Origin of the sequence: Rudaea cellulosilytica DSM 22992, from assembly GCF_000378125.1 — a bacterium.
Taxonomy (GTDB): domain Bacteria; phylum Pseudomonadota; class Gammaproteobacteria; order Xanthomonadales; family Rhodanobacteraceae; genus Rudaea; species Rudaea cellulosilytica.
The window spans coordinates 338940-357632 of the sequence record NZ_KB899243.1 but is presented as its reverse complement, the minus strand read 5'-3'; the positions used below and the strand labels follow the sequence as shown (position 1 = coordinate 357632).

Here is an 18693-nt window from a genome sequence, read left to right as displayed (position 1 = left end):
GCGATCGCGTTCAAGCCGCATCCGCCGAGGACTGGCGGGTCACCACGCTGACCGCGGTGATGTCGGCAGTGACGTTGCCCGCCGTGCCGATGGCATCGGGCAGAGCGTCCACCGCAAGCATCAGCGCGAGCGGCCCCACCGGCACGCCCATCGCCTGCGCCACGGGCATGTTGGTCGCAAGGAAACTCACCTGTCCGGGCAGACTGACCGCGCCGAGGCTGATCACGACCGCGAGCGCCGCACCCGCGATGAGTTGCGCGGGGCCGAGGTCGATGCCGAGCGCCCAGGCGATGAAGCACGACGAAGCGATGTACTGCACCGGGCTCGTCAACCGGCACAGGCTCACCGCCATCGGCAATACCAGCGCCGCGATTCGCTGCGGATAGCCCAGGCGTTGCGCGCTTTCCAGCATCGCCGGCAGCGCGGCCAGCGAGGACTGCGTGCTCGCGGCCACGATCTGCGCCGGCACCAGCGCCGGCACGTAGCGGCGCAAGCTTTCGCCGCCCCACAGCCAGGCGACCAGCAGCATCAGCAGCGTGGCCATCACGTACAGCGTGCTTTCGACGAGCACGTAGACGCCGAGCGCGCCGATCATGTGCATGCCCGCGCGCGCGCACACCGCGAGGATCAGCGCGAACACGCCGAACGGCGCCGCCTCGAGCACCCAGCGCACGGTGACGATCATCGCATCGGCAATCGCCTGGAAAAAAGTCACCAGCAGTTCGCGCCGAGCCGCCTCGATGCGCGACACGGCAAAGCCGAAGAACAGGGCGAACACGACCAGCGGCAGCATCGCGCTCTGCGCGGCGGCCATCAGCGCGTTGCTCGGCACGATGCCGTTGAGCCAGTCGGCCCAGCCGACTTGCGTTGCCGACGGCGCACCCGCGGACACTGCGCCACCGAGGGCCGCGGCCAGGGAAGGATGGCGCGTGAACAGGCCGTACAACATCGGCGCGGCCACTGCCGCCACGGTCACTCCGATCGTCAGCAGCACGACGAATACGACGAGCGCGCGCCGCGCGATGCGTCCCGACGCGGCCGCGTCGCTCGCCGCATTGACGCCGACGACAACGAGTGCGAACACCAGCGGCACCACGGTCATCTGCAGCGCATTGAGCCACAGGCGGCCCAGGGGCTGGATCCAGTCTGCGACCTTTACCGCAACGGCGGAGTCGTAAGCGTCGAGGGCGAGTCCGGCGAGCGCGCCCAGCACCAGACCGATCAGCACGCGCGTCGTTGCGTTCAAGGTTGCACCTCCGCTGGCGGAAGATCCCATTGTGCCTGCAGGCGCGCGTATTCGCGCTCCGGCAGCAGCACGAAGATGGGCGCGTCCTCGCGCTTGAGCCAGGCGAGCATGGCTTGCATCGTGACATCGCTCATCGCCGTGCAGCCCGTCGTGGTGTCGGTCGGCGACTGCCACAGGTGGGCGAAGATGCAGCTGCCTGCGCCGCTTTGGCCGGCCGCGTTATGCTCGATGACGAAGCCGAGGCGGTAGCGCTGGTCACCGTTCATGTGCAGGTCGCGGCGCATCGGTTCGGTCGAACCTTTCGCATCGACCGCATTCGCATCGACGATGCGGTTGTACATCGGCGAGCCGTCGACGTCTACGCAGTAGTCGGAGGCCTGCAAGGCGCGATACGCCAGCCCGGTGTCGGCGTGGTCGGCGTAGCCGAATGCATCGCCGATGCGGAACACGCCCGCCGCGCTGCGGCCGTCGCCTTCGTGTTTGATCGGGCCGTCGGCGTGCGTTGCGTTCAAGCCCAGGCCCCAGGCAGCCCCGGCGTGGCCGATCGTGACCGGTTGCGCCGCGTTCACGGCGCGCCAGTGCCCATCGTCGCGCGCATAGGTGCGCAGGCGGCCGTGGTCGGCATTCCAGTCCGGAATGATCACGAGCACGAGTTGACGCGAATCCCGCCAAGGCAAATCGCGCGGCTTGGTCTGCGTCGAAGAAGCGGCGCAACCGGTGAAGCACAGCACGGCCACGAGAAGCAGCGAGGTGAGGGAGGCGATGCGATGGCGCTTGGCAAACATGCGAACCTGCGGGATTGGGAGTAACAGTCAATTCTGTTAGAACCTCTGAATAAACTACTGTGCTCGGCAGCCCACGCGCCGGCGGTGCTCGGAATCCTCATTTACTATTCGTAAACTCCGGTTCCTGCGCTCCGGCGACGCGCGACCTGTCTTCGCTCGCTACGTTTATTCAGAGGTTCCTTTCGACGGCAGGATTTTCCAGCTGAAGGCGTAGTTCCATTTGTCGTAGTAAAGGTTGCCTTCGTCCCATTCGATTTCGCCGCGCTGCGAATCGACGTTGTCGGAGCGGAAGAAACGCTTGGGCGGAACGAACTCCTGCGCGAAGTCGTCGTTGAAGGCAATGCGGAAATTGTCGAGGCCGCCGAGGTAGAACCATTTCAGCGCAGGATCGGCGGAGTCGAGGCGACCGTAAGTGACGTCCACGGGAATCCAGCCGTAGGGTGCAAGGTAAATTTCGGCCCAGTCGTGGATGTTCTCGTAGTCGCCGGCGGTGAAGGTCCAGCCGGACTGCCAGCGCGCTGGGATACCGTTCAGGCGCATCAGCGCGATCAGCAGCAGGGTCTGCTCGCCGCAGTCGCCGTGGCCTGCATGCAAGGTGTAGTCGCTGAGATTGGCGATCGTCGAATATTCGCGTGCACCGGCCCAGGGAATCTCGTCGACCGCGGCGAAGATTTTCTGCGCGATGCGGTAGAGGTTGGTTTCATCGCCGACGACCTGCCGGGAAAACACGCGCAGCGGTTCGCTGAACACGATGTGCGGCGCACGCTCGGCGACGAACGGCGCGAGCTCGGGCTTGATCTTGGCCGGCACGACCTTGTCCGCCTCGATCGCGTGGAATTGTGACTGCAGCGTCACTTCGTAGGTCGCCGAGAACACGGTCGGCTTGCCGGCCTTTGCCGTTGCTTCGAGGTACGCCGTGCGTTGCAGTGCCGACTCGGGCGCGATGCGATGCTTGGAAGGTTCGCTGGAAACGAAACGGATGCTTTCCTGCTGGCCCTTGATCGCACGAGGGTAGGGAATCCATGCGCGGATGGTCTTGCCAGCGGGCACCGCATCGGCATCCACGGTCAATTTCTGCGTCACCCGCACACGCTGCGGCAGCACGCTGGAGTGGCCCGTCGCCAGCGCCTGGCGGATCGTCTGCTGATCGAAATCGAGGTAGTGGTCGTTGACGTCTTTGGGCAGACCGCTGTCGGCGGTTGAAGCGAGCCCGTTACCGCGTGCGCGCGCTTCCGCACTCAGGTGAAACAGGTTGGATGGCGAGCGTTTGAAATACTTGCGCTCGCCGTCGATGACCATGAACTCGAACAAGCCTTGCGCATCCCAGCGCGCGAAATCGGCATCGCTGAGATCGGGAATCTTCTCGCGCAGCTTCGACTCGACTTGATCGGCGTCGAGGCTGAAGTCGTAGCGCATGCGCGCCATGCGTTCGCGCTGGAACTCGAATGCGCGGCGCGTTGCCGCAGACAGGTCCGGCTGCTGCAATCCGGCGTCGATGCGCGCTGCGGCCGCGTGGAATTGCCCGGCGGTCACGAGATCGACGACCGCGCGCAGATCGCCGCCGTTCGCACCGGCGCAAGCGGCTGCAGGCAGCCCCATCGCCAACAGCGCGGTCAATATCGCGATATGCAGACGCGAGCCGCGTTTTGCTTCAATCGGCATCCTGTGCATCGATGTTCGCCTCGCTTCCGGCTGCGCCATTGTTTGCCGCGTCACTAGCCCTTGCCAACCGGTTTCGGCGCGAGGATTCGTTGCAGGTAGTCGGTCTTGCCCGGGACGCGGACCAGGACGGGGTATTTCAGCCCACCATCGTATTGGATCGCGTGCAGTTCGTTGACGCCGTCGTGTTCCAAATTCAGTTGCAACGGCTTCTTGCTCTGCTGCGCGGCGATGATTTCTTCACGCAGCACGGCCGCGCTGAAAGGGCGCTCGTCGATGGAAACGAGTTTCATGCCGGGCGCGAGGCCGGCCTTGAACGCCGGACCGTCCCAGAGCACGTCCGCGACTTTGCCGTCGTCGTGCAGGAACACGCCGAGCGTGGACATCGCGTTGATGCCCTTGCCTTCGAGCTCGCCATTGCCGACGTTTTCGAGCGCATTCTGGTAACCGGACGATTTGTCGGCGTAGGCCAATTTCCAGCCGCTGGCCTCGATGCCGGACAGCAGCGGCACTTGCCGTTCGTCCGTGCCGTTCACCCAGCCGTGCAGGAAATTCGCCCAATCCCAGGGCTGCACCTTGTTCAACGCGGCGACGACGTCGTCGACGGTGTAGGCGTGGACGACGAAACTGCCGTCGTCGACACCGAAGAAGATCTGCGCGAAATCGTCGACGGAGTGCTTGTCGTGGCTCAGCTCGCGGATTTTCATGTCGACGGCCAGCCACAGCAGTTGGCCTTCGCGATAAAAGTCGTTTTGCCGGCGCCAGTTGGCCCACGCGCTCGGCGCGGAGTAGTCGACGGCGACGGTCGTGTCGATCAGCGGCCGCCAGGCGCGGCCGGTGCGGCGAACCATTTCCTCGGCGCGGTAGGCCACGGCCTCGCGCCAGGTGTCGGCCGACCACAGGCCGCTGCGCACGGTCAGGACATCGCCGAGGTAAACCGTCAGTCCCTCGTAAACCCAGAGCAGCTCGGGACGCATGGGCTGTTCGAAATCGGGCGTCGCAAGACCGGCGGGACGCATGAACTTGCCGTTCCACGAATGCGTGTATTCGTGCGGCAGCAGCGAGCCGTCGAGCATGAAGTGGTCGGCATCGGCGAACATCTTCGCGCCGCTGCGCGCGCGGTCGTCGCTCGACTGGTGATGCTCCAGGCCGCCGACCGAGGTGTGATCGCTCAAGGTCAACAGCAGGTGGTAGCGGTCGTAATGATGCGAGTGGAACAGCGCCTGCGCCTGTGCGATCAGATTGCGGAAGCCGGCGAGCTGCTTGTCGGAAATGCCGATGGCCGCCGCAGAATCGCCGACCATGTCGAGCCAGCGCTGCACCTTCGAACCTTTCGGCGTGATCTCGATCGAGCGGAAATATTTTCCGGCGATCACCGGCGAGTCGACCAGCATATCGAACGGCACGGGCTTGAACGCGATGCGACCGCCGTCTTGAGTTGCCGTCTCCAGTGCACTCGCGTGCTGCCAGCCGGCGGGAATCACGAGCGTCGGTTGAAAGAGTTGCGCCTTGGTCGGAGACCCCGCCTGGTACAACGCGACGTGATCCCAGGTGAGGTCGATCAGGTTCGGCGTCACTCGCTTTTCCGCTGGGAACTGGAAATCGACTTCGAGTTGCTGCACACCTGCCGGCACGGTCAGATGAAATGCAAACCGGTCCAGCTCGTCGCGCCGCCATGCGATGTGCTGGCCGCCGGCCGTGAACTGCAAGCCCATGACTTGCTCTATCGGCCCGTCGGGCGAGTGGTCGCCGGGAATCCATTTCGGGTAGTAGAGCGTCAGCGGTCCCGGTTTGGCGGGAATGATTTCGTGCACGTAGAGGAGTTTCTGACCCGGATCGGGCAGGCGTACCGTCAGCGCGACGGTGCCGGTTGGCACGTCGTTGCCTGCTTCTGCCATGCAAGGCATAGACGCCACCAGGGCCGCTGCGCCGAGCAACCGTGTCAATCGTTTCATTCCGCCCTCCAAATGATTCGATGGTTTTCCCGTTTGGCGGCGACGCCAGGCGCGAATTTCTGCGCTCCGGGAAAGACTAAAGACTGCAGTCTCGGCGGCGAGCACGGATTTGCTTGGCAGTTCGCGCAGCGCGGACACAGTCATCGGCGCGCATCGTACATGGACGCTCCGCGCGCGTAGAGGCGACTCCAGCCCGCCCGGCGTCTGTTGGGGGCGCTCTTGCCGACGCCCGCGCTTTCGCGTCAGACCGCGGTTTCCGAGGGCGCGCGGCGCCGCGGCGGTCTGCAAAAACCATAACCCACAGCTATGCGGGGTGCTGGTCTTTTCATTGGTGGTTGCCACGGCGGGATAAGTATGCTCGAACGCGTACCGCGCAATGCGGCTGGTCAGTGGTCATGACCATGGGGCTGCGCGGAATGCCGACAACAAGATGCGGCAGCAAGCGATCGCTGCGTCGAGACAACATTACCTGAGTTCCCACGATTGGGGAGTAAGAATCATGAAGGGCAAGTCGCGTACGTTGCATCGCAAGAACATCTTCCGGCGCAAGGCGCTGGCACTCGCCATCGGAGCGGTCACTTTCAGCCTCGCCAATACGGTGTGGGCGCAGGCGACCAACGGCACCATCTACGGCACGGTTCCGGTGGCGGCCGGCGAAACGATCCAGATCACCGGCGGTGCGGGTTTCAATCGCACCGTGGAGGTGGATGCGAACGGCAAGTACTCGGTCACACTGCCGGTCGGCAGCTACACCGTTACGCTGCTGCGCGACGGCAAGGTCGTAGACTCGCGCAAGGATGTCAGCCCGGTGGCGGCGGGTGCGGTCGCGGTGGACTTCGTGACGAAGGCAGCGGCCACGTCGGCCGAGACCCTCAATACGATCAAGGTCACGGGGCAGGCGGCGACGATCGACGTGTCCACCACCAACCAGGTGACGACGATCACGGCGAAGCAGTTGCAGCAGTTGCCGATCGCGCGCAGCGCCGAGGACGTCGCCATGCTCGCGCCGGGCGTCAACATGGCTTCGGCCGAATTGGGCACCGGCCCGCTGGGTACCGGGACATTGGTGTTCGGCGGAGCCTCCGCGGCCGAGAATGCCTACTACGTGGACGGCATGAACACCACGGAGCTGCTCAACAACATGGGTGGCGTCTCGCTGCCCTACGGCGCCATCGAGCAGCAGCAGACTTCCATCAGCGGCTATGACGCTCGCTATGGCCGCTCGATCGGCGGCGTGATCAACCAGATCGGCAAGAGCGGTTCCAACGATTGGCATTTCGGCGCACGCGCGCTGTGGCAGCCGGGTAGCCTGCGCGACGATCCGATCAATTATTACTACGCCAACCCGCTGATCACGGAGCAGGGTAGCAGGCCCGGCGATATAGCTGTCTTCCGCAAGAACAACAATCACAGCGAAACGATCTACGACGCCTATGTCAGCGGTCCGATCATCCAGGACAGGTTGTTCTTCTTTCTTGGTGTCGAACAGGACAACACCCATTATCGGACCACCGGAGCCTTCAGCAGCGCCAACAGCGAAGACGTGACCGTGCACGATCCGAAGGTCTACGCCAAGGTCAACTGGAACATCAACGATGCCAACGTCTTCAGCCTCACCGGCCTGCAGAACGAGCACAAGACCTGGGGAACGATCTACGACTTCGACTATGCCACCCAGCAGCGCGGCGATTTTACCGGCCTCGACCAGACCAACAAGACCGCGTTCCGCATGTGGGTGGCGAATTACACATCCTACCTCACCGACAACCTGACCCTGAACGCGACGTTCGGCAAGATGCACGGCGAGTACTACACGCAGCAACCTGCCTATCCCGGCTTCAATCCGTCGTTGCCGCACGTCGCCAGCGCATCCAACCAGGATCCCGCGTTCGTTCCGCCCGGCGGCATCATCAACTCGCAGAGCAATTCGTCGATCGCAGATCCCAATCATCGCGAAACGGTGACGAATTATCGTTTGAGTGTGGACTGGAAGCGGGGCGATCACGACTTCCAGCTCGGCATCGACAACATCAATTCCCAGGATCTGAACGACGGCTCGGTGAACCCGGGAACCGGCTATCAATGGATCTACGGCACAAGCACCCCCGGTCAGCCGGTATTCGGCGTCGATCCCAGCGTGCCGCCGTATGTCGCACCGTCGACGCAATGCCATCCCGACTCCACCGGCAAGGTGCATTGCTACTACGTGCAAAAACACGTCGACATTTCGGCCGCCTCGGTGCGCGTCTCGCAGCGTGCCGCATACATTATGGACAACTGGCAGGTGACGCCGAATCTGTTGCTGAACCTCGGCCTGCGCGACGACGCGTTCGTGAACTACGATGCGTCAGGCGAGGCATATATCCGTGAGACCAAGCCGCAATGGGCGCCGCGCATCGGCTTCAGCTGGGACGTGCACGGCGATTCCAGTTTGAAAGTATTCGGCAATGCCGGCCGTTACTATCTGGCGCTGCCGGCGAATGTAGCGCTGTCGATCGCCGCACCGGTGACGAACGCCGGCGTTTACGGCACCTACACCGGCGTCAATCCGACCACCGGCGAACCGATCGGATTCACGCCGCTGCCGCAGAATCCGACGACGGGCGTGTCGATCGACAGCGAATACGGCCAGGCCAAGGACCCACGCATCTCCGCCGCGCAGAACATCAAGGCCGAGTTTTCCGACAACTTCGTCTTCGGCATGCAGCAGCAGTTCGACATGCTTGGCACGAACTGGACATTCGGTGCGACAGGTACGTACCAGCGCATGAACCGCATCATCGACGACTACGACGCCATCCAGAATGAATGCGCGGCCGGGCGCGCGCAGGGCTATGCCTGGATGACGCCGGCCGACTGCGACCAATACGCGCAGAGCCTGGTTCTGGTCAATCCGGGCGAAACCAACAATCTGTTGATGAAGTCGCCGGACGGCAGCCTCGTGCCGGTGAAGTTCACCAAGGCGGACCAGGGCTTCATCGAAGGCCCGAAGCGCCGCTACTACTCGATCGACCTGTCGCTGGAACACGCCTGGGACAGCAAATGGTTCGCCAAGATCGACTACGTGTTCTCGCGCACCTGGGGCAACACGGAAGGGCCGGTGAGCACGTATTCCGCGCAGGGCGGGTCCTACGAATCGATTACCACCGCTTGGGATTTCCCGGAAAGAATGGAGCACTCCAATGGTGTCCAGCCGAACGACCGCAAGCACCAGCTCAAGGTCTTCGGCGCGTATGCGCTCACTTCGGAATGGACGCTCGGCGGCAACCTGTACATCGCCTCCGGCTCGCCGCGCATGTGCCGTGGCCGTTACGGCGTCGATCAAGTTGCCTTGCACGGTTCCAGCACCTATTACTGGTGCGGCGGCAAGCCGGTGCCGCCGGGTTCGCTCGGCCGTCTGCCGTGGAATCATCAGCTCAATCTCAGCGTGGACTACCGGCCGGACTGGGCCGATCACAAGCTCGACTTCAACCTGGGCATCTTCAACGTGTTCAACAACCAGGTGGCGCTGTACTACGGCGACAGTTTCCGTTCAACGTCCAATCCGAGGGTCGACTATGGCAGGATCCTCGATTCGACAGCGCCCCGTTATGTCCGCTTCTCCGTGGCCTACGACTTCTGAAGTGTGCGAGTTCTCCAGCGCCGGGCAGGGATCTGCCCGGCATTTTTTTGCGCGCTTCGGGTGTCTTGTGTAGCCTGCATCGCAGCCTGTCCCTTCGCGTGACAGGCATTGGCAGCCGGCAATGACATGACGCTTCAGCCAGAACGACCTGCACAGGAAACATCACAACCTCCGCTTTCGCGCACGGCAGCGCGCATGTTCGCGCGCGCACGCGAGGAATGGGAGCGCCGCGACTTCGCCGCCGCCGAGCACTCGTTGTCGAACGTGCTCGCGCTGGCGCCGAACGATTTGAGCGCCACGCGCCTGCTCGGTATGGCGGTGCAGCGCCTCGGTGATCACGCGCGCGCGATCGATTGCTTCCGGCGCGTGCTGGCCGCGCATCCCGACGACGCCGACATCCACGTCTGCCTCGGGATCGCGCTGCACGAACACGGCGAAACCACCGATGCGGTGAAGCATCTGCGCCATGCCTGCGAGCTCGCGCCGCGTTCCGCATCGGCCTGGTTCAATCTCGGCGAGGCGCTGGTGCAGCAGGTGCATACCATCGATGCGGTCGCCGCGTTGCGCCGCGCGCTCGAACTCGATCCTGCGCATGTTTCCGCGCGACTGTCGTTGGCCAAGGCGCAGGCGAGCCTCGGCGAGGTCGATGCCGCGATCGCGGGTTTTCGCGAAGTGCTGCGTCGCGACCCCGGCAACGCCGAAGGATGGTTCGGCCTGTCGAATCTCAACACGCTGCGCTTCGATGCCGCGGATGCCGCATCCCTGCAGAGCGCCTTGGCGCGCCCGAACCTGTCGCCACGCGACCGCGAATTGCTCGGCTTCACCTACGCGAAGGCCTTGGAAAGTCGCGGCGATTATGCGCAAGCCTTCGAGGCGTTCCGCACCGCCAACGCGTCACGGCGCCGGCGCGTGAAGTGGGATGCGGCGGGTGAACGCAAGCGCGTGGACGAGATCCAGCGCGTGTTCGCCAGTGGAACACCCTCACCGCTGGACGAGCGGCTTGGCGGCGAGGTCATCTTCATCGTCAGCATTCCGCGTTCCGGTTCGACCCTGGTCGAACAGATCCTCGCTTCGCATCCGCAGGTCGAAGGCGCCAACGAGATCAAGGACCTTACTGAAATCATCGATGCGGAAACCCGGCGTCGCAATTCGGCCTATCCGCTTTGGGCAGCCGATGCCACGGCGCAGGACTGGCAGCGTCTCGGTCGCGAATACCTCGCGCGCACCGCGCGTTGGCGCGAAACCAAGCCACGCTTCACCGACAAGAGCCTGCTGAGCTGGTACCTCGTCGGGCCGGCATTGGCGATGCTGCCGGCGGCGCGTGTGGTGATCATCCGGCGCGATCCGGTGGAGACCTGCCTGGCGTGCTTCCGCCAACTTTTCAGCGAACGCAGCGCGTTTGCCTGCGATCTCGATGAGTTGGCCGACTACTGCATCGACTTCCTGCGCCTCACGCGCTTCTGGCACGAGCAGTATCCCGACCGTGTGCTTGATCTCGAGTACGAAAACCTGCAGGCCGATCCGGACGCCGAGATTCGCCGCCTGCTCGATTTCTGCGACCTGCCGTTCGACCGCGCCTGTCTCGAATTCCACAAGACCGAACGCGCCGTGCTCAGCGCCCCGAGCGCCGCGCAGGTGCGCCAGCCGTTGCGCCGCGACACTGCGCGCAGCGCGCGCTACGGTGACAAGCTCGATCCGTTGCGCAGACGCCTGCAGGCCGCTGGGGTCGCGCTGGAATGAACGCAAATCCCGATTTCATCGATTCTCCGGAACCGTAGCACCGACATGGCCGACGCACTCCCCAATTCCCTGCTCAACGGCGTCATTGTTCCGCTGATCGATGCGCGCATCTCGCCACTCGATCGCGGCTTCCTGTTCGGCGACGGCATCTACGAAGTCGTGCCGGTATATGCCGGCAGACCGTTCCGACTCGACGCGCACTTCGATCGTTTGCAGGACGGCCTGGCCGCGCTCGAAATAGCCAATCCGCATTCGCATGCGCGCTGGACCGAACTCGTGCATGAGCTGATCGACGCCAATGGCGGCGGTGACATGGGCATCTATCTCGAAATCTCGCGCGGTGCCGGCAAGGGGCGCGATTTCCTGCCCGAGCGGGGCATGCAGCCGACGGTGTTCGGTTTCTGCTTTCGGCTCGCGCCGCCGAAACCCGAACTGCTTCAGCGCGGTATCTCGGCAGCCACGCTCGAAGACATCCGCTGGCAGCGTTGCGACATCAAGTCCGTCGCTTTGGTCGGTCCGGTGATGCTGAAGATCGAAGCCAGGCGGCGCGGTGCCGACGAGGCGATCCTTGTGCGCGGCGAGCGCCTCGCCGAAGGCAGTTCGAGCGCCGTGTTCGTGGTCAGGGACGGACGCGTCGCTACGCCGCCCGCGAGCCACGAGCGCTTGCCGAGCATCACGCGCCTCGTCGTCGCCGACGTGCTCGATGCGCTGAAGCTGCCGCTTGAGGTGCGCGAAGTGCGCCGCGACGAACTGCTCACGGCCGATGAAATCTGGATCGCGAGTTCGACGCGCGAGGCCTTGCCGGTCACCTCGCTCGACAGCCAAGCAGTGGGTGAGGGCGAGCCCGGTCCGCTCTGGCGCCGCCTGTTCGACGAGTTCCAGGCGCTCAAGCAACGCGAAGCCGATTGATCCGCAATCGCGATCGATGTCGGCGGATCACTTTCCGCTCGCGAGCTTTTCTTCGAGTGCGCTGAACGCCGAGCGTCCGCCCGTTCGTTCTTCGGGCATGCCCGTCGCGAACCACACGACGCCGCTGCCGCGCTCGCGATCCAGCCAAATGCCCGCCTGTACGCCATAGGCGGTGCCGGAATGGCCGATGCGCGCAACACCGTCGCCAAACGGATCCTCGCGGCAACCCTCGGCATGCGTGGCGAGAATCTGCATGCCCATGCCCCAGCGGCAGAAGAACCCCGGCTGATGGTCGTCGCTATCCTCCTCGAAGGTCAGCCCGTTGCGGCCGTCGTATTGCCATAGCGGCTTGGCCATCGCGCGCGCGGATTCGCGCGTCAGCAGCCGTGCGCCGTTGAGGGCGAGCGTGCCGTCGCCGAGCAGCATCATGCCGATGCGCGCGAGATCGACGCCGGAAATGCGCAGGCCGCCCTGCGGCCCGAACAGCGCGCCGTTGTCGCCCGGGCGATAGCGCGACAAGTCGCAACTGCCATCGCGCGCAGGCCGCACCGTGCAGTCCGGCCTGCGGCCGTGATTGTCGTCCACGAGCGGTTTGCCGCCGGCGTCGTATAGCGTCACTGCGCGCGCGACGGTCGCCTCGTCGCAGGCGGCCCAGCCGAAACAGGCGTCGGTGCCGAGCGGCTTGAGCACGAGGCGTTGCATGAGGCGATCGAAGCGCTCGCCGGTGACGCGCTCCATCGTTTGCGCCACGACCGGAAAATTAAGGTTGGTGTAGCGGAAAAAGGTACCCGGCGCGTGCTCGCCGTCCCACGCGCGAGGATTGGCCAGCGTGTCGTGCAGGCGGCCGTCGAGCGGCGTCTGCCAGTAGCCCGCGGCATCGCTGAGGCTGGAGCGGTGCGACACGAGCATGCGCAAGCTGATCGGCGCATCCGGAAACGCGGGATTGCGCAGCTTGAATCCCAGATACCTGGAAACATCGGCGTCCAGTTCGAGTTTGCCGATCTCGACCAGACGCATCACGCCGATCATGGTGACCAGCTTGGAAATCGAGGCGACGCGCACAGGGTCGTTGGCGGTGATCGCGCGCGCGGCGTCCTTGTCGGCGAAGCCCTCGGTCCGCACGGAAGTGATGCCGTCGCGATCGAAGGCGACGCGCACCGTGGCAACAGGGCCGTCCGCGCGGGCCGCGCCGGCGGCGAGCAGCAGGCAGGATAGGCCACAGATCGACAGCACGCGTCCGATGTTCATGGTTCAGCCATAGCGGGAAATATCCAGCCCTTCGCTGCTGATCTGCGGCGTCGCGCCGGCGATCAGATCGGCGAGATAGCGTCCCGATCCGCAGGCCATCGTCCAGCCGAGCGTGCCGTGGCCGGTGTTGAGATACAAGTTGTCGAAGCCGGCAGCACCGACCACCGGCGTGCCGTCCGGCGTCGCCGGGCGCAAGCCCGTCCAGAATTCGGCTCGGGTCAGATCGCCTCCGTGCGGGTACAAATCGGCGACGACTTTTTCCAGTGTCGCGCGGCGCCGCGGCGGCAGCGACAGGTTGTAGCCGCACACTTCGGCGATGCCGCCGATACGGATGCGTTGCTCGAGCCGGGTCACGGCGACCTTGTGGTTTTCATCGAGCACGGTCGATGCGGGCGCCATCGCCGGATCGGTGATCGGCAGCGTCAGCGAATAACCTTTCAGCGGGTAGACCGGCAGGCGGACACCGACCGCGGCAAGTAGTTGCGGCGTGTAACTGCCGAGCGCGAGCACGTAGCGATCGGCCTTCTCGGTTTTGCCATCGATGCGTATGCCGGTAATTCGGGTTGCCGACGCTTCGAGCGCTTCGACCGTGGCGTTGTAGCGGAACTCCACGCCTGCCGCTTGCGCACGCTCGGCCAGCCGCTGCGTGAACAGCGCGCAATCGCCGGTCTGGTCGCGCGGCAGGCGCAGTGCGCCTGCCAGGCGGTCGACCACGCCGGCCAGCGCCGGCTCCACCTTCACGATACCGGCGCGATCGAGTACTTCGTATGGCACGCCATATTGCTCGAGCACCGCAATATCCCTGTTTGCATCGTCGAGCTGCGCTTGCGTGCGGAACAACTGCGTGGTGCCGAGTTGCTGGCCTTCGTAGGTTATGCCGGTTTCCGCACGCAACTCGTCGAGGCAATCGCGGCTGTATTCGGCCAGGCGCAGCATGCGTGCCTTGTTGATCGCGTAACGCTGCGTCGTGCAATTGCGCAGCATTTGCAGCAGCCACAGGTATTGACGCGGATCCAGGCCCGGCTGGATCACCAGCGGCGCATCCTTGGAGAACAGCCACTTCATTGCTTTCAATGGCACGCCGGGCGCGGCCCAGGGCGAGGCGTAACCCGGCGAGATCTGGCCGGCGTTGGCGAAGCTGGTCTCGTGCGCGGGCGCGGGCTGGCGCTCCACGACGGTCACTTCGAAACCGGCGCGCGTCAGATACCAAGCGCTGCTCACGCCGATGACGCCACTGCCCGCGACGAGCACGCGCATCACTTCCAGCCGTTGATGAAGAACGTGATCACGATGGCATTGGTGAAGTCGATCAGGAACGCGCCGACCAGCGGCGCGACGAGGAAGGCACGCGGTGCGGGCCCGAAGCGTTCGACCAGCGAGTCCATCACCGCCATCGCGTTGGCGGTGATGCCGAGCATGAAGCCGGCGAAGCCGCCGGTGATGACGGCCGCGTCGTAGTCGCGACCCATCAGGCGCAACAGCGGCCAGCAGCAGAACGCGACGACGATGATCGTCTGCAAGGCGAGATCGACGAGCAGCGGCGTGGCCATGCCGGCGAGTTCCCACAGGTGCAGGTCCATCAGCGCAACCGAGATGAACAACGAGAGGCAGATGCTGCCGATGCCTTCGATGCTCGGCATCGACAAACGGAACCAGCCGAACCCATCGTCGAGGTTGCGAATCAGCGCGCCGACGAGCATCGCGCCGGTGTAGCTCGGCAGGGTCACGCCGAGCGCGTGCACGCCGTCGCTGATCCATGCGCCCACGCCCATCGCGACCAGAAGCAGGACGATGTGCTTGAGCGTGCGCTGGATCCGCTCCGTTTCGCTGCCGCCATCCACCGTCGTTGCGGAGATAATCTGTGCGCTGGACGCATCGACCTCGGAGGATTCGCGCACGAGCCGGTGGCGCTCGATCAGCATCGTCGCCAGCGGTGCGCCGAGGATCGAGCCCAGCACGATGCCGGCCATCGCCGAGGCCATCGCGATGCTCGCCGCGCCGGCGAGGCCGGCCTGTTCGAGCAGCGGTGCGAACGCGAGCCCGGTGGCCGGTCCGCCGGCGAGCGTCGACGATCCGGCGGCGATGCCGAATAACGGATGCAGGCCGAATGCCTTGGCCACGCCGATGCCGATGAGATCCTGCACGATGGCGAGAAACGTCGCCAGAGTGAGCAACAGCGCGACTTGCGGGCCGCTGACCCGGAGCAGTTTCACGCTCGCGTTGAAGCCGACGCTGGCGAAGAACGCGATCATCAATGGCTTCGACAGCGACGCATCGAACTGCACCGGCACGACATCCCAATGCCGGCACAACAGCAACGCGAGCGCGACGACCAGGCCGCCGATCACCGCGGCAGGAATGTTGAACCGCGCCAGCAGCGGCAAGCGCCGCCGGATGGCGTAGCCGGCGAGCAGGCAGAGGCCGCCGGCCGCAAGGGTCTGGATCGGATCGAGGGTCAGCACGCGCTGTCAGCGCATCGCTTGGACTTTGCCGAGGCCGCTCTTGCTGCGCGGATCGCTCGCCGCCGTCTTCGTGTTCGTCGTCTTGTCCCAGACCACGACATTCATATTGCCCCACGGCTCGCGCTCGCGCACGTCGTGGCCCATCGCTTTGAGCTTTGCGACCACGTCCGCGGGCAGGCTGCCCGGTTCGATCTCGACCGTGTCGGGCAGGTATTGGTGATGGAAGCGCTTCTGCGCGGTGATCTCGGACGCGCTCTTGCCGTCCATGAACGCGAGCATGCCTTCGAGCACCTGAGTCATGATCGTCGAGCCGCCGGGCGAGCCGATGACGGCGAGGCGATCTTTGCCGATGATGATGCTCGGCGTCATCGACGAGAGCATGCGCTTGCCCGCGACCGGCGCGTTGGCTTCGCCGCCGATCAGGCCGAACGCATTCGGCTGGCCGGCGACCAGGGCGAAGTCGTCCATCTCGTTGTTGAGCAGCACGCCGCTCTTGCCGGCGACGAAGGCAGAGCCGAGCGTGGTGTTGACCGTGCAGGTCATCGACACCATGTTGCCGTCCTTGTCGATGATCGAGAAATGCGTGGTGTGCATGCCCGGCTCCTTGGCGTGCACCGCCGGCAGCCATTCGGATTTCGTCGCCTGCTCGGGCAGGATGCTCTGGCGCAGTCCGTCCGCGTAGTAGGGCGAGAGCAGCATGTCCATCGGCATCTTCACGAAATCCGGATCGCCGAGATATTCGTTGTGGTCGCGATACGCACGACGCATCGCTTCGACTTCGTAATGGATGCGATGCGCTTGATCGAGGCTCTTCAAATCGATGCCGGCGAGGATGTTCAGCACTTCGCCGACGACGACGCCGCCCGACGACACCGGTGGTGCGGTGATGATTCTGTAGCCGTTGTAGGTCAGCTCGATCGGCGCGCGTTCCCGGGTCCGGTAGCTCGCGAGGTCGGCCGTCGTCCACGTGCCGCCGGCCGCCTTCACCGCCGCGACCATTTCCTCGGCGACTTCGCCCTTGTAGAAACCGTCGGCGCCTTTTTCCGCGAATGCTTTCAACGTGCGTGCCTGCGCCTCGTCGCGGAAGAGGTCGTTCGTCGTCGGCGCCTTGCCGTTCGGGAAGAACTTGGCCGTCGACGCGGCGTAGCGATGCAATACGTCGGCGCGGTAGGCGATCGATCGTGCCATCGCCTCGCTCGGATGGAAGCCTTTTTCCGCCAGCATAATCGCGGGCTGCACCGATTTCGTCAGCGGCAGCTTGCCGAACTTCTGCGCGATGTAGGCAAGACCGGCGGGCGATCCGGGAATGCCTGCAGCCAACGGACCGTTGAGCGAGGTGTCGCGATTGGGCGTGCCGTCCGCGTTGAGATAGTCGGCGGATTTCACCGCCGCCGGTGCCATCTCGCGCGAGTCGATGAACGTGTCCTTGCCACTCGCCGCGTCGTGGATCAGCGCGAGGAAGCCGCCGCCGATGCCGGACGCTTCCGGCTGCACCACCGATAGTGACGTGGCGACAGCCACCGCCGCGTCGACCGCGTTGCCGCCTTCGGCGAGCACGCTGAAGCCGGCTTCGGTGGCGTGCGCGTTCGCGCTCGCGATCGCCGCTGTCTTCGTCGTCGTTCCCGCATCCCGGGCGAACGCCGTTGCCGTGAGCGCAATGAGGCCCGCGGCCAAGGCGAATCGATGCGGCCACGATGGGCCGGGGAATTTCGTGCGCGAGTGCGGCGCGATGCGCTTGCTCATGTTCTTGCTCCAGCGGGTATTGCCAGTATCGGACTTTTCCATGGACGAACGCGCCTCAAACAGCGCGGTGGCGGGACGAGCAAGGGATGTGCCGTGGAAGTTGCTGCAGTCGTCCGGCAAATGCAATCGCATCGCGCGGGCAAAGCATAGGTGCGGCGGTAGCGAGCCACCAATGAAAAGGTCGTGGCTTTGCATAACCGGAGGTTGTGGGCGGCCTGGATGGGCGGGGCTTCGACGTTCTCAACTGCCGAGAATCGTCGTCGACGATGCCGAGCCGCAGCTGCGTTTCGCGGCTAGCGCTGCGCGAGCATCTTCTGCGCCAGTTGCCGCACCAGATCGAGGAATCGCTTCTGCACCGGATCGAGCGGATTGTCGGGCCGATGCATCGCATACAGCACGACTTCGAGATGCGGTTTCAGCGGACGCATCTGCACGCTGTTCGCGTCGCCGCAGCGGGCCGTGAACGGATCGACCACCGCGAGGCCCTCGCCCTTGGCGACGAGCGCATGCGCCAACTGGTACGTCTGTACCGAGACCGCGATGCGCGGCGCAGGAGAAACCTGGGCGAGATGGCCGTGCAGCGCGCGGCCCAGCGCGTCGCGCACGGTGATGCCGATCATCGGCTGGTTGGCCAGCGCCTCGATCGGCAGCGGTTGCGTCAACTCCTTCTCCGGCCACCAGCCCGGCGGCGCGATTACCATGACCTGGCCACGGCAGAGCACGCGCTGGCGCAGGTTTTGATGGCCGGTGTCCTGCAAGGTGAGGCCGATGTCGGTGTCGCGCAGGGTCAGCGATTCGCACATCGCTGCCGAGTGCTGCGTGGACAGTTCGGCCATCACATCGGGAATGGCCTTGCGCAGCAGCGTCGTCGCGCCGGCAAGCAGAGTCAGCGCCAGCGTCGGCGTGCAGGTGACGCGCAGCGGGCAATTGCCCGGCTGACCCATGTTCTTGGTCAGGCGTTCCAGATCGTGCACGTCCTGGATGATCTTCTCGATGCGGTCGCGCATCAGCAGCGCCTGCGGCGTCGCCTGCAGGCGCCCGCGCACACGGCTGAACAGGGCGAAGCCGAGCCGGTCCTCGGCGTGCTGCAACGCTTTGCTCGCCGCCGGCTGCGAGATATTCAGCAGCTTCGCCGCGGCAGTGATGCTGCCGGTGGTCAGCACGGCATGAAAGAGTTCGATGTAGCGCAGGTGCATGAGGATTTCGATCCGTCTGTTTGTCCGGTGGGGCTGGTGGCGCCGAACTAGGATAACCACAACCCAAAGTTATGCCACGTACCGGTCTTTTCATTGGTGGCCGACGCTGGCCGCTGGTTATGCTCCTC

Annotated in this window: 12 protein-coding genes; 3 read left to right on the top strand and 9 right to left on the bottom strand. The window is 64.7% G+C overall.

The window, feature by feature from the left end; all coding sequences use genetic code 11:
• Positions 1-10: 10 nt before the first annotated feature.
• The 4 genes from F455_RS0116165 to F455_RS0116150 form a co-directional block, all read right to left on the bottom strand.
• Positions 11-1246 (bottom strand): dicarboxylate/amino acid:cation symporter, encoded by a 1236-nt coding sequence (locus tag F455_RS0116165; RefSeq protein WP_018974358.1) that lies wholly within the window; start codon positions 1244-1246, stop codon positions 11-13.
• A complete protein-coding gene (locus tag F455_RS0116160) occupies positions 1243-2031 on the bottom strand; it encodes a L,D-transpeptidase family protein (RefSeq protein WP_018974357.1) in 789 nt (262 codons plus the stop codon). Before F455_RS0116160 ends, F455_RS0116165 begins: the two co-directional genes overlap by 4 nt.
• 165 nt (positions 2032-2196) lie before the next feature.
• Entirely contained in the window at positions 2197-3693 is a 1497-nt protein-coding gene (locus F455_RS0116155) for a transglutaminase-like domain-containing protein (protein ID WP_018974356.1), read from the bottom strand.
• Positions 3694-3746: 53 nt separating this feature from the next.
• The gene (locus tag F455_RS0116150) at positions 3747-5645 is read right to left on the bottom strand and encodes a M61 family metallopeptidase (RefSeq protein WP_026293459.1); all 1899 of its coding nucleotides are present in this window, start codon (positions 5643-5645) and stop codon (positions 3747-3749) included.
• Between the two features lie 499 nt (positions 5646-6144).
• Here F455_RS0116150 and F455_RS0116145 point away from each other — a divergent pair, with 499 nt between their 5' ends.
• From F455_RS0116145 to F455_RS0116135, 3 genes are all read left to right on the top strand, one after another.
• A complete protein-coding gene (locus tag F455_RS0116145) occupies positions 6145-9267 on the top strand; it encodes a TonB-dependent receptor (RefSeq protein WP_018974354.1) in 3123 nt (1040 codons plus the stop codon).
• Between the two features lie 195 nt (positions 9268-9462).
• A complete protein-coding gene (locus F455_RS21165; RefSeq protein WP_018974353.1) occupies positions 9463-11007 on the top strand; it encodes a tetratricopeptide repeat-containing sulfotransferase family protein in 1545 nt (514 codons plus the stop codon).
• 45 nt (positions 11008-11052) lie between these two features.
• A complete protein-coding gene (locus F455_RS0116135; protein WP_018974352.1) occupies positions 11053-11916 on the top strand; it encodes a D-amino acid aminotransferase in 864 nt (287 codons plus the stop codon).
• A gap of 27 nt (positions 11917-11943) precedes the next feature.
• Here the strand turns inward: F455_RS0116135 and F455_RS0116130 are convergent, their stop codons facing one another.
• The 5 genes from F455_RS0116130 to F455_RS0116110 all read right to left on the bottom strand — a co-directional run bounded on the left by F455_RS0116130 (position 11944) and on the right by F455_RS0116110 (position 18565).
• Positions 11944-13164, bottom strand: a complete 1221-nt coding sequence (locus F455_RS0116130) for a serine hydrolase domain-containing protein (RefSeq protein WP_018974351.1) — start codon at positions 13162-13164, stop codon at positions 11944-11946.
• A gap of 3 nt (positions 13165-13167) precedes the next feature.
• Positions 13168-14421, bottom strand: a complete 1254-nt coding sequence (locus F455_RS0116125) for a D-amino acid dehydrogenase (protein ID WP_018974350.1) — start codon at positions 14419-14421, stop codon at positions 13168-13170.
• The gene (gltS, locus tag F455_RS0116120; RefSeq protein WP_018974349.1) at positions 14421-15626 is read right to left on the bottom strand and encodes a sodium/glutamate symporter; all 1206 of its coding nucleotides are present in this window, start codon (positions 15624-15626) and stop codon (positions 14421-14423) included. The genes F455_RS0116125 and gltS overlap by 1 nt, the downstream gene beginning before the upstream one ends.
• 6 nt (positions 15627-15632) lie before the next feature.
• On the bottom strand, positions 15633-17501 hold the full coding sequence (ggt, locus tag F455_RS0116115) for a gamma-glutamyltransferase (RefSeq protein ID WP_018974348.1): 1869 nt from the start codon (positions 17499-17501) through the stop codon (positions 15633-15635).
• A 161-nt stretch (positions 17502-17662) separates the two neighbouring features.
• Positions 17663-18565, bottom strand: coding sequence for a LysR family transcriptional regulator (locus F455_RS0116110; RefSeq protein ID WP_018974347.1), 903 nt, complete (start codon positions 18563-18565; stop codon positions 17663-17665).
• Positions 18566-18693: the final 128 nt, after the last annotated feature.

Bases quoted from the DNA above. Each gene is read 5' to 3' on its own strand.
- ggt (WP_018974348.1), bottom strand. From the start codon at position 17,501: ATGCGATTGCATTTGCCGGACGACTGCAGCAACTTCCACGGCACATCC.
- F455_RS0116130 (WP_018974351.1), bottom strand. From the start codon at position 13,164: ATGAACATCGGACGCGTGCTGTCGATCTGTGGCCTATCCTGCCTGCTG.
- F455_RS0116145 (WP_018974354.1), top strand. From the start codon at position 6,145: ATGAAGGGCAAGTCGCGTACGTTGCATCGCAAGAACATCTTCCGGCGC.
- F455_RS0116110 (WP_018974347.1), bottom strand. From the start codon at position 18,565: ATGCACCTGCGCTACATCGAACTCTTTCATGCCGTGCTGACCACCGGC.
- F455_RS0116155 (WP_018974356.1), bottom strand. From the start codon at position 3,693: ATGCCGATTGAAGCAAAACGCGGCTCGCGTCTGCATATCGCGATATTG.
- F455_RS0116135 (WP_018974352.1), top strand. From the start codon at position 11,053: ATGGCCGACGCACTCCCCAATTCCCTGCTCAACGGCGTCATTGTTCCG.
- F455_RS0116160 (WP_018974357.1), bottom strand. From the start codon at position 2,031: ATGTTTGCCAAGCGCCATCGCATCGCCTCCCTCACCTCGCTGCTTCTC.
- F455_RS0116125 (WP_018974350.1), bottom strand. From the start codon at position 14,421: ATGCGCGTGCTCGTCGCGGGCAGTGGCGTCATCGGCGTGAGCAGCGCT.
- F455_RS0116150 (WP_026293459.1), bottom strand. From the start codon at position 5,645: ATGAAACGATTGACACGGTTGCTCGGCGCAGCGGCCCTGGTGGCGTCT.
- F455_RS21165 (WP_018974353.1), top strand. From the start codon at position 9,463: ATGTTCGCGCGCGCACGCGAGGAATGGGAGCGCCGCGACTTCGCCGCC.